Below are 10,154 nucleotides of genomic sequence, written 5' to 3'. Positions count from 1 at the left end.
GCAAACCGGCTTCGTCACCGCAATTCCCTATCTGTGCGGCACCATCGCGATGATCCTGTGGGCACGGCATTCGGACGCCACGCGCGAACGGGTGTCCCATGTCGGCGCGCCGTTCTTTGTGACGGCCTTGGCGCTTGGCGCCTCCGCCTTCATCACCGATCCGACGATGACCATGGTGGTGCTGACGGTCGCCGCGATCGGGGTGTTCTGCATCTTCGGGGTGTTCTGGACGCTGCCGACCGCCTGGCTTTCCGGCACGGCCGCAGCCGGTGCGATCGCGCTGATCAATTCGATCGGCAATCTTGCCGGCTTTGGCGGGCCGTATCTGATCGGCTGGGTCAAGGAGGCGACAGGTCAGACCTCGACCGGGCTGCTCGTGCTGGCGGTGCTTCCCCTGATCGGCGGGCTCCTGGTGTTTTTGGGCGGCCACGAGTCCATGGCGGAGTTCGCCAATTCGGAAAAGGCGGCTTAGGCCGCTTTCTCTTCCCAAGTCTATCCCTCGGAGCGACCACGGCTTTTCCAGCCAAGCCGGCGATCACAATTTCATGATTACTGACGAATATTGACATTTATCAGTCAACAATCCACACTCCCCATATGGCTGGAGCCGTGAGGAGGGTCCGATGTTGGTTCGCCTGATTTTTTCGAGTTATTCCAGGCTCTTGGCCGGAATTTCGCTGGCAGCGCTGGCCGTCACGTTAGGTGGCTGCGATAGCGCCGTGGCCGACAAGCCCGCGGAAACCCGCCCGGTTCTGGTCGCCACCGCCCATTATGAAGCCCAATCTCCCGAGCGCAGCTTTGTCGGCACGATCAGGCCCCGGATCGAGTCCGACATGGGTTTTCGTGTGCCCGGGAAGGTGGCGAAGCGGCTGGTCGAAGTCGGCCAGACGGTCGAAGTCGGCCAGTCGCTCGCCACATTGGATGAAGTCGATCTGAAATTGCAGGCCGAGCAGGCCGAGGCAGAACAGCGCGCCGCGACGGGCGTGCTGGCGCAGGCGGGCGCTGCCGAGCAGCGCGCCAAGGACCTGCGCGGCAAAGGTTGGGCCACCGATGCGCAGCTCGACACCGCGAAGGCCGCCGCCGACGAAGCACGCGCGCGGCTCAATCGCGCCGAGCGTTCGGTCGAACTGACCAACAACTCCCTCTCTTATGCAACGCTCGTGGCGGACACCCATGGTGTCGTCACGGCGACCATGATCGAGCCTGGCCAGGTGGTTGCCGCGGGTCAGGCCGCGATCCGCGTCGCCCGGCTTGGCGAGAAAGAAGCGGTCGTCGCTGTCCCCGAGACGCTTCTCAATCGCGCCAAGTCGGGCGTTGCGACGGTCACGCTGTGGTCGGAGGCGGGCAAGACCTACGCCGCGAAGCTGCGTGAGGTCGCGCCATCGGCCGATCCCGCGACGCGAACCTATCTCGCGAAATTCTCCCTGCCGGATGCCGGCGACGATGTCTCGCTCGGCATGACCGCGACGCTGACGTTGTCGGACTCGCGGACCGAGCGGGTGGCGCGGCTGCCGCTGTCGGCGCTGTACAGCCAGGGTGGCGATCCTTCGGTCTATGTCGTCGACGACAAAGGCGCGATTTCCTTAAAGCCCGTCACCGTCAAATCCTACGACAGCAATAGCGTCGTCATTTCGGGCGGTGTGGACGAGGGCGCAAAGATCGTCACCCTCGGCGTGCAGAAGCTCGATCCGAGCCAGAAGGTCCGGGTCGTGTCGTCGCTGTCGTTCTAATTCGCCGTCATTGCGAGGAGCGAAAGCGACGAAGCAATCCAGAGCTTGTCGATCCTTTTAACTGGATTGCTTCGCTTCGCTCGCAATGACGATCACGCGGAAAGTCGGTTTTGGCATTGGAGAGTCCGATGAAGCGCTTCAATCTGTCGGCCTGGGCGGTCAGCCATCCCGCGCTGGTGCTGTTTCTGATCTTCGCCCTCGGCGTTGCCGGCTTCTTCTCCTACGAGAAACTCGGCCGGGCCGAGGATCCGTTCTTCACGGTCAAGGTGGTGAACGTTTCGGCGATGTGGCCGGGTGCGACCGCCAAGGAGATCCAGGAACAGGTCGCCGATCCCATCGAGAAGAAGATGCAGGAGCTGCCCTATTTCGAGAAGGTGCAGACCTACTCCAAGCCTGGCTTTACCGCGCTGCAAGTTACTTTCCGCGATTCGACGCCGCCGAAGGATGTGCCTTATCTGTTTTATCTGCTGCGCAAGAAGCTCGTCGACGTGCAGAGCCAGTTGCCCGCAGGGCTACTCGGGCCCGTCGTCAACGACGAATTTTCCGACGTCGATTCCATCCTCTATATGATGACGAGCGACGGCGCCGACTACGCGCAGCTCAAGAAGGCTGCCGAAGGGTTGCGCCAGCGTCTGCTCAAGGTCAACGGCGTGACCAAGGTCGACATCTACGGCACGCAGGACGAAAAGATCTACGTCGAATTTTCGCACGCAAAACTCGCAACTCTTGGCATCACGCCGCAGGCGCTGTTCGATTCGCTGGCCAAGCAGAACAATGTCGTGCCGGCCGGCACCGTGGAGACGTCCGCGCAGCGCGTGCCGCTTCGCGTCACCGGCGCGCTCGACGGCGTCAAGGCGGTGGCGGAGACGCCGGTCGAGAGCAACGGTCGCGTGTTCCGGCTTGGCGATATCGCAACGGTCAGCCATGGCTTCGTCGATCCGCCGAGCTTCGTCGTGCGCCAGGAAGGCAAGCCTGCCATCGGCATCGGCGTGGTCACCGCCAAGGGCGCCAACATTCTCGAACTCGGCAAGGACGTGACGGCCGCGACAGCCGAATTCATGAAGGCGGTGCCGCAGGGCATCAACGTCGATCGCATCGCCGACCAGCCGGAAGTGGTCGAGCACGCGATCAACGAATTCGTGCATTCCTTCGTCGAGGCGCTCGCGATCGTGCTGTTCGTCAGTTTCATCGCGCTCGGATGGCGCACCGGCATCGTGGTGGCGTTGTCGGTGCCGCTGGTGCTGGCGATCGTCTTTATCGTGATGGACGCGATGTCGCTCGACCTGCACCGCATCACGCTCGGCGCCCTGATCATCGCGCTCGGCCTTCTGGTCGATGACGCCATCATCGCGGTCGAGATGATGGTCGTGAAGATGGAGCAGGGCTGGGACCGCATCAAGGCGGCCTCCTTTGCCTGGGAGTCGACGGCCTTTCCGATGCTGACCGGCACGCTGGTCACCGCGGCCGGTTTTCTGCCCATTGGTTTCGCCAATTCGGCGGTTGGCGAATATGCCGGCGGCATCTTCTGGATCGTGGCGATTTCGCTGGTCGCGTCCTGGTTCGTCGCGGTGATCTTCACGCCCTATATCGGCGTCAAGCTGCTGCCGAACATCAAGGTCCACCAAAATCACGATCCGCATGCGATCTACGAGACCCGCATGTACCGCTCGCTTCGCCGCGTGATCCAGTGGTGCGTGGATCATCGCGTCAAGACGGTGCTTGCGACGGTTGCCGTGTTCTTCGCTTCGATCGTCGCCTTCGGCCACGTTCAGCAGCAATTCTTCCCGCTGTCCGAGCGCCCCGAATTGTTCTTCCAGCTTCGGCTGCCGGAAGGCACCGCCTTCAATGTCACGGAAAAATCCGTGAAGAAGGCGGAAGAGTTGCTCAAGGGCGACAAGGATATCGCGACCTACACCTCCTATGTCGGTCAGGGTTCGCCGCGCTTCTGGCTCGGCCTTAACCCGCAACTGCCGAACGAGGCTTTCGCGGAGATCGTGATCGTCGCCAGGGGCGTCGAGGCGCGCGAGCGCATCAAGGCGAAAATCGAGAAGGCGGTCGAAGAGGGCGATCTCTCAGAGGCGCGGGTGCGCGTCGATCGCTTCAATTTCGGTCCGCCGGTCGGCTTCCCCGTGCAGTTCCGCGTGATCGGACCGGATCCCATGGTGGTTCGCGACATCGCCTACAAGGTGCGTGACGTCGTCAAGGAGAACAAGAACATCAAGGATCCTCAGCTCGACTGGAACGAGCAGTCGCCGTACCTCAAGCTCGTCGTCGATCAGGACCGCGCCCGCGCGCTCGGCCTGACCCCGCAGGACGTCTCACAGGCGCTTGCGATGCTGATCTCGGGCGTGCCGGTGACGACGGTGCGTGACGGTATCGAAAAGGTCGATGTGGTGGCGCGCGCGGTGCCATCCGAACGGCTCGACCTCGGCCATGTCGGTGATCTCACCGTGACCTCGCGCAACGGCGTTGCAGTGCCGCTCACGCAAATCGCCAAGATCGAATACGACCATGAGGAGCCGATCATCTGGCGGCGCAACCGCGATATGGCGATCACTGTGCGTGGCGACGTCGTCGATGGCGTGCAGGCGCCTGACGTCACCAACCAGATCTGGCCGAAACTCCAGAATATCCGCGACCACCTCGAGCCGGCTTACCGAATCGAGCCGGGCGGCGCGTTCGAGGAATCGGCCAAGGGCAATGCCTCGATCTTCGTGCTGTTCCCGCTGATGGTCATGGTGATGCTGACGCTGCTGATGATCCAGTTGCAGAGTTTTTCGCGGCTGGCGCTGGTGTTCCTGACCGCACCGCTCGGCATCGTCGGCGCCTCGCTCGGCCTGAACGTCGCCAACCAGCCCTTCGGCTTCGTGGCGCTGCTTGGCCTCATCGCGCTCGCCGGCATGATCATGCGCAATGCTGTGATCCTGGTCGATCAGATCGAGAGCGACGTTGCCAGCGGTCTGACCCGCCGCGAAGCCATCGTGGAGGCGACCGTCCGGCGCGCCCGGCCGGTGGTACTGACGGCATTGGCCGCGATTCTCGCAATGATTCCGCTATCGCGTTCCGCCTTCTGGGGACCGATGGCGATCACCATCATGGGAGGTCTGTTCGTTGCGACCTTCCTGACCCTGCTGTATTTGCCGGGCCTCTATGCGCTCTGGTTCCGCAAAAGCCTTGAAGAAAGCGGCGGAAGCGTTCATGTTGGCCTTGCGCCGCAGCAAGAGGGCGTCCACAAGCCCGCATTTCCATTGGCTGAGGCCGCGGAATGATTTGAACATCGACGCAGGTGCGATGTTGTTTTGCAAAGGCCCATGCTCGATCCAGAATCGAGCAGGGTGAGCTGAGTTAAAAGAAATGACGCTGACTGTCGAACATACCGAGACGGATACCCGGGAACGCATTCTCGAGGTGGCTGAGCGGCTGTTTCGCCAAATCGGCTACCAGAAGACCACCGTTGGCGACATCGCCAAAGAGCTGCATATGAGCCCGGCGAATGTGTATCGCTTCTTCGATTCGAAGAAGGCAATCCACGAGGGCGTCGCGCGCGCGCTGATGGGTGAAGTGGAAGTTGCGGCCAAGGCCTTTGTGGCAAAGCCCGGGCCTGCGACGCCCCGTCTGCGAGAGCTGCTGACCACGATCCATCGCATGAACTCGGAGCGCTTTGTCGGCGACTCCAAGTTGCATGAGATGGTCGAGATCGCGATGCAAGAGAGTTGGGAAGTCTGCGTCGCGCACATGCAGACCATCGTCGAGTCGATCGCCGGCGTGGTCGCGCAAGGCGTCGCCTCCGGCGAATTCGACGCGCCGGATGTCCCGGCCGCGGCCCTTTGCATCTGCCAGGGCATGCTCGGCTATTTTCATCCGCAGATGATTGCCCAGGCGATCAACTTTCCCAAGCCTCACGCCGAGATCGAGCAGATGATCGATTTCATGCTCGTCGGGCTCTCGGTTCGGAAATAGCCCTCCGCAGATTTTGCCCGTATATTGCCATTTCGGGGCGCGAAACGCGCGGACCCGGAATAACGGCATTTGACAGGATGATTCCAGCGTGACCGAAAAAGACCTGCACTTTTACGAGCCCAAGAACGGCCATGGCCTCAAGCACGACCCGTTCAATGCCATCGTCGCGCCGCGTCCGATCGGCTGGATTTCCTCGCGAGACGCCAAAGGCAACATCAATCTGGCGCCGTACAGCTTCTTCAACGGCTTCTGTTACGTGCCTCCGATCATCGGCTTTTCCTCGACCTCCTGGAAGGACAGCGTTGCCAACATCCAGGAGACCGGCGAGTTCGTCTGGAATCTCGCGACCAAGGATCTGGCAAGGCAGATGAACGCGACCGCCGCGCATGTCGCTCACGAGGTCAACGAGTTCTCGATCGCAGGCCTGACGGCTGTTCCCGGCAAGCTCGTCAATGTGCCAAGGGTTGCCGAAAGCCCGGTATCGTTCGAATGCAAGCTGACCCAGGTCATTCAGTTGCAGGGCGCCGACGGCAAGAAGGCCAACGCCTGGCTCACGCTCGGGGAGGTCGTTGCCGTCCATATCGACAAGGCCATGATCAAGGACGGCGTGTATCAGACGGCGCTCGCCCGTCCCATCGTGCGCGCGGGTCGCAAGGGCGATTATTTCGAGATCCGCCAGGACGCCATGTTCGAGATGACGCGGCCGGATTGAGATCCTGCTCAAGGTTCGCGGCCGCGGTCCGCTATAGGACGAAAGCCCAATAAAATCGGGCATTTCTGGTCACGAGCGTCAGTAATCGTTCCGCTCGTAACGGGTCCAATTTGTCCCTTTTTCCCGGCGAAGTGTTCACCCGAACCTTGTTTCTTTCGTTAGAATTAGGGCGCGCGCCGCCGAATCAAGGACATCGCCATGAGCTCCTTCCGCCGCGATTTTATCACCAAGCCGATCTTCTCCTGGGCTCGCGGCGTCTTGCCGTCGATGTCCGATACCGAGCGCGAGGCGCTCGAGGCCGGCGACGTCTGGTGGGATGCGGACCTGTTCACCGGCAATCCCGATTGGTCGAAGCTGCTCAAGCAGGCGCCGGCGACGCTGACCGCGGAGGAAAAAACCTTCCTCAACGGGACCGTCGACGAGCTCTGCGCGATGCTCGACGACTGGAAGATCAACTGGGAATGGCGCGACCTGCCGCCCGAGGTGTGGGACTACATCAAGCAGAAGAAGTTCTTCGGGATGATCATCCCGAAAGAGCATGGCGGACTTGGCTTTTCGCCCTACGCGCATTCGGAAGTGGTGCGCAAGATATCGTCGCGCTCGCTGGTTGCTGCCGTCACCGTGATGGTGCCGAATTCGCTCGGACCGGGCGAGCTTTTGATGCGCTTCGGCACCAGGGAGCAGCAGGAGCGCTGGCTGCCGCGGCTCGCCGACGGCCGCGACATTCCCTGTTTTGGCCTGACGAGCCCCGAGGCCGGCTCGGACGCTGCCTCGATGATCGACAGTGGCGTGATCTGCTGGGGCACTTTCGAAGGCAAGGAGGTGCTCGGCCTTCGTCTCAACTGGCACAAGCGCTACATCACCCTCGGCCCGGTCGCGACCTTGCTGGGCCTGGCCTTCAAGGCCTCCGATCCCGACCATCTCGTCGGCACCCAGGATGACCTTGGCATCACGGTGGCGCTCATTCCCACCGATCTTCCCGGCGTCTCCATCGGCCATCGTCACCTGCCGGCCATGCAGGTGTTCCAGAACGGCCCGAACTGGGGCAAGGACGTCTTCATTCCGCTCGACTACATCATCGGCGGACAAGAGCGTCTCGGCCAGGGCTGGAAGATGCTGATGACGGCGCTGGCCGCAGGCCGCGGCATCTCGCTGCCGTCGCTGTCTGCCGCGGGCGCAGCCTATGCGGCCCGCACCACCGGCGCCTATGCGCGCATCCGCGAGCAGTTCGGTATTTCCATCAGCAAGTTCGAAGGCATCGAGGAGCCGCTCGCCCGCATCGCCGGCACCGCCTATCTGCTCGATGCGGCCCGGCGGCTGACTTGTGCTGCGCTCAATGAGGGCCATCATCCCGCGGTGATTTCCGGGATTATGAAGCTGCAAGCCACCGAGCGCATGCGGATCGCGATCGACGACGCCATGGACATCCACAGCGGCAAGGCGGTGATCGACGGACCGCAGAATTACATCGGCAATCTCTATCGTTCGGTGCCGGTCGGCATCACGGTGGAAGGCGCCAATATCTTGACCCGCAATCTGATCGTGTTCGGGCAGGGGGCGATCCGCGCTCATCCTTATCTGTTGCAGGAGATGAACGCGCTCGGCGAGGAAGACCATGCCAAAGGTCTCGACGCGTTCGACGACGCGTTCTGGAAGCATGTCGGCCACAGCGTGGTGACGCTGTTCCGCGCTCTCGGGCGGAGCTGGACCGGCGGGCTCTTTGCACCTGCGCCCGACGCGAGCGATGCGACGAAGTTCTATCGCCAGCTGTCGCGCTATTCGTCGGCCTTTGCGCTTTGTGCCGACATGGCGCTACTCACGCTCGGCGGTGCGCTCAAGCGCAAGGAGATGCTCTCCGCACGCTTCGGCGATATCCTGTCCGAGCTTTATCTCTTGTCGGCGGCGCTGAAGCGCTGGCAGGACGAGGGACGGCAGGCCGCCGATTTCGCGGCGCTCGAATGGTGCATGGCAAGCGGCTTCCGCACCATCGAGAACCGCTTTGCGGAAATCCTGGCGAACTTGCCCAATCGGTCTGTTGCCTTCATTTTGACGCTCGTCGTTCAGCCGTTCGGCGCGCGCGTGCTCGGGCCTTCCGATCGCGTGGTGCATGAATGCGCCCAGATGGTGCTGGAGCCGTCGGCGGTGCGTGACCGGCTGACGCCGGATCTCGCCCATGTCGACGACGACGGCGGCGTGGCGCGGCTGGAGAAGGCATTTGTCCTCGTCACAGACGCGGAGGAGATTTCCAGGCGCATGCGCGCGGCGCACCTGCATGACTGGCAGGAGGCCGTGAAGCGCGGCGTGATCACGGATGGAGAGGGTGAAAAGCTGAAAGCAGCGCATGAGGCGGTTGCAAAAGTGATCGAGGTCGACGATTTCGCACCCGAAGCGCTGTCGCCGATCTACAAGAAGCCCAACGTGCACCAGTTCTTCCAGGATCTCGGTGATCAGAGGGCGGCAAGCTGATGGCGCGACCGGTCTTTATCGTCGACGGCAGCCGCACGCCGTTCCTGAAGGCGCGCACCGGTCCCGGACCGTTCACGCCGGTCGATCTCGCCGTTCAATGCGGCCGGCCGCTACTGGCGCGCCAGCCTTTTGCGGCAGATAGCTTCGATCAGGTCATCCTCGGCTGCGTCAACGTCATTGCCGACGAGATGAACCCGGCGCGAGTGGCCGCGCTGCGGCTCGGCATGGGCGAGCGGATGGTGGCGTTCACCGTGCAGATCAATTGCGGCAGCGGCATGCAGTCGATCGACACGGCCTATCGCTATATCCGCGAGGGCGTGTCGGATTTGATCCTCGCCGGCGGAACGGAAGCATTGAGCTACGCGCCGCTGGTGTGGCCGGCGCAAGGCGTGCGCTGGTTTGCAGGCCTTGTGACGGCAAAGGGAATTCTGGCCAAGCTCGCGGCAATCGCGAAGGCGCGCCCGGCCTATTTCAAGCCGGTCATCGGCCTTGAGCGCGGCCTGACCGATCCGATCACCGAGCTCAACATGGGGCAGACCGCCGAAGTGGTCGGTCATTTCTTCGGCATCACGCGCGAGCAGTCGGACGCCTACGCCGTGGAAAGCCATAAGCGGCTGGCGCATGCGCAAGAGAGCGGCTTCCTCAAAGGCGAAGTCGAGACCGCCTTTGCACGCGACGGCAAGTTTTACGATCACGATGACGGCGTGCGGCCGGATTCCTCGATGGACAAATTGGCCGGCCTCAAGCCGGTATTCGAGCGGCCGTGGGGGCAAGTCACTGCGGGCAACTCCTCGCAGATCACGGACGGGGCATCCTGGGTCATTCTCGCGTCCGAGGAGGCCGTCCAAAAACACGGCCTGATGCCAAAGGCCATGATTGTCGACAGCCAATGGGCGGCGCTCGATCCCTCGATCATGGGATTGGGGCCGGTGATGTCGGCAACCGAACTGTTGAAGCGCAACAAGCTTGCGCTTGGCGACATCGAGACCTGGGAATTGAACGAGGCTTTTGCGACGCAAGTGCTCGGCTGTCTTGCAGCCTGGAACGATGAGAAGTTTTGCCGCGAGGTCTTGGGCCTCGACGGCGCCGCAGGCCAACTCGATCAATCCAGACTCAACGTCGATGGCGGCGCGATCAGCCTCGGCCATCCCGTCGGCACCAGCGGCAATCGCATCGTGCTGCATCTCGTCAACGCGATGAAACGGCTCGGCACCAAACGTGGCATCGCCACCGAATGCATCGGCGGCGGGCTCGGCGGCGCCATGTTGATCGAGACGGTGTGAGGG

At 62.4% G+C, this 10,154-nt stretch carries 6 protein-coding genes and 1 pseudogene; all 7 read left to right on the top strand.

The genetic code is table 11. From position 1 onward, the window contains the following. Positions 1–472 (top strand): annotated as a pseudogene (locus VFB05_RS21215) (MFS transporter); the annotation flags it as partial. Positions 473–623: 151 nt separating this feature from the next. Next, positions 624–1,730, top strand: a complete 1,107-nt coding sequence (locus VFB05_RS21210) for an efflux RND transporter periplasmic adaptor subunit (RefSeq protein WP_325015797.1) — start codon at positions 624–626, stop codon at positions 1,728–1,730. 128 nt (positions 1,731–1,858) lie between these two features. Next, positions 1,859–4,999 (top strand): efflux RND transporter permease subunit, encoded by a 3,141-nt coding sequence (locus VFB05_RS21205; RefSeq protein WP_325015795.1) that lies wholly within the window; start codon positions 1,859–1,861, stop codon positions 4,997–4,999. 85 nt (positions 5,000–5,084) lie between these two features. After that, the gene (locus VFB05_RS21200) at positions 5,085–5,690 is read left to right on the top strand and encodes a TetR/AcrR family transcriptional regulator (protein WP_325015793.1); all 606 of its coding nucleotides are present in this window, start codon (positions 5,085–5,087) and stop codon (positions 5,688–5,690) included. 88 nt (positions 5,691–5,778) lie between these two features. After that, positions 5,779–6,402 (top strand): flavin reductase family protein, encoded by a 624-nt coding sequence (locus VFB05_RS21195; RefSeq protein ID WP_325015791.1) that lies wholly within the window; start codon positions 5,779–5,781, stop codon positions 6,400–6,402. 198 nt (positions 6,403–6,600) lie between these two features. Beyond that, positions 6,601–8,868, top strand: a complete 2,268-nt coding sequence (locus VFB05_RS21190) for an acyl-CoA dehydrogenase (RefSeq protein WP_325015789.1) — start codon at positions 6,601–6,603, stop codon at positions 8,866–8,868. Further along, positions 8,868–10,151: an acetyl-CoA C-acetyltransferase gene (locus VFB05_RS21185; RefSeq protein WP_325015787.1), complete on the top strand. Its 1,284-nt coding sequence runs from the start codon at positions 8,868–8,870 to the stop codon at positions 10,149–10,151. The genes VFB05_RS21190 and VFB05_RS21185 overlap by 1 nt, the downstream gene beginning before the upstream one ends. Positions 10,152–10,154: the final 3 nt, after the last annotated feature.

Origin of the sequence: Bradyrhizobium sp. (assembly GCF_035652035.1) — a bacterium.
Lineage (GTDB): Bacteria > Pseudomonadota > Alphaproteobacteria > Rhizobiales > Xanthobacteraceae > Bradyrhizobium.
The sequence above is the reverse complement of the archived record's forward strand: the minus strand, read 5'-3'. Positions and strand labels throughout refer to the sequence as shown.

Coding starts and splice junctions, on each gene's coding strand:
- VFB05_RS21210 (WP_325015797.1), top strand. CDS start 624: ATGTTGGTTCGCCTGATTTTTTCGAGTTATTCCAGGCTCTTGGCCGGA.
- VFB05_RS21190 (WP_325015789.1), top strand. CDS start 6,601: ATGAGCTCCTTCCGCCGCGATTTTATCACCAAGCCGATCTTCTCCTGG.
- VFB05_RS21185 (WP_325015787.1), top strand. CDS start 8,868: ATGGCGCGACCGGTCTTTATCGTCGACGGCAGCCGCACGCCGTTCCTG.
- VFB05_RS21205 (WP_325015795.1), top strand. CDS start 1,859: ATGAAGCGCTTCAATCTGTCGGCCTGGGCGGTCAGCCATCCCGCGCTG.
- VFB05_RS21200 (WP_325015793.1), top strand. CDS start 5,085: ATGACGCTGACTGTCGAACATACCGAGACGGATACCCGGGAACGCATT.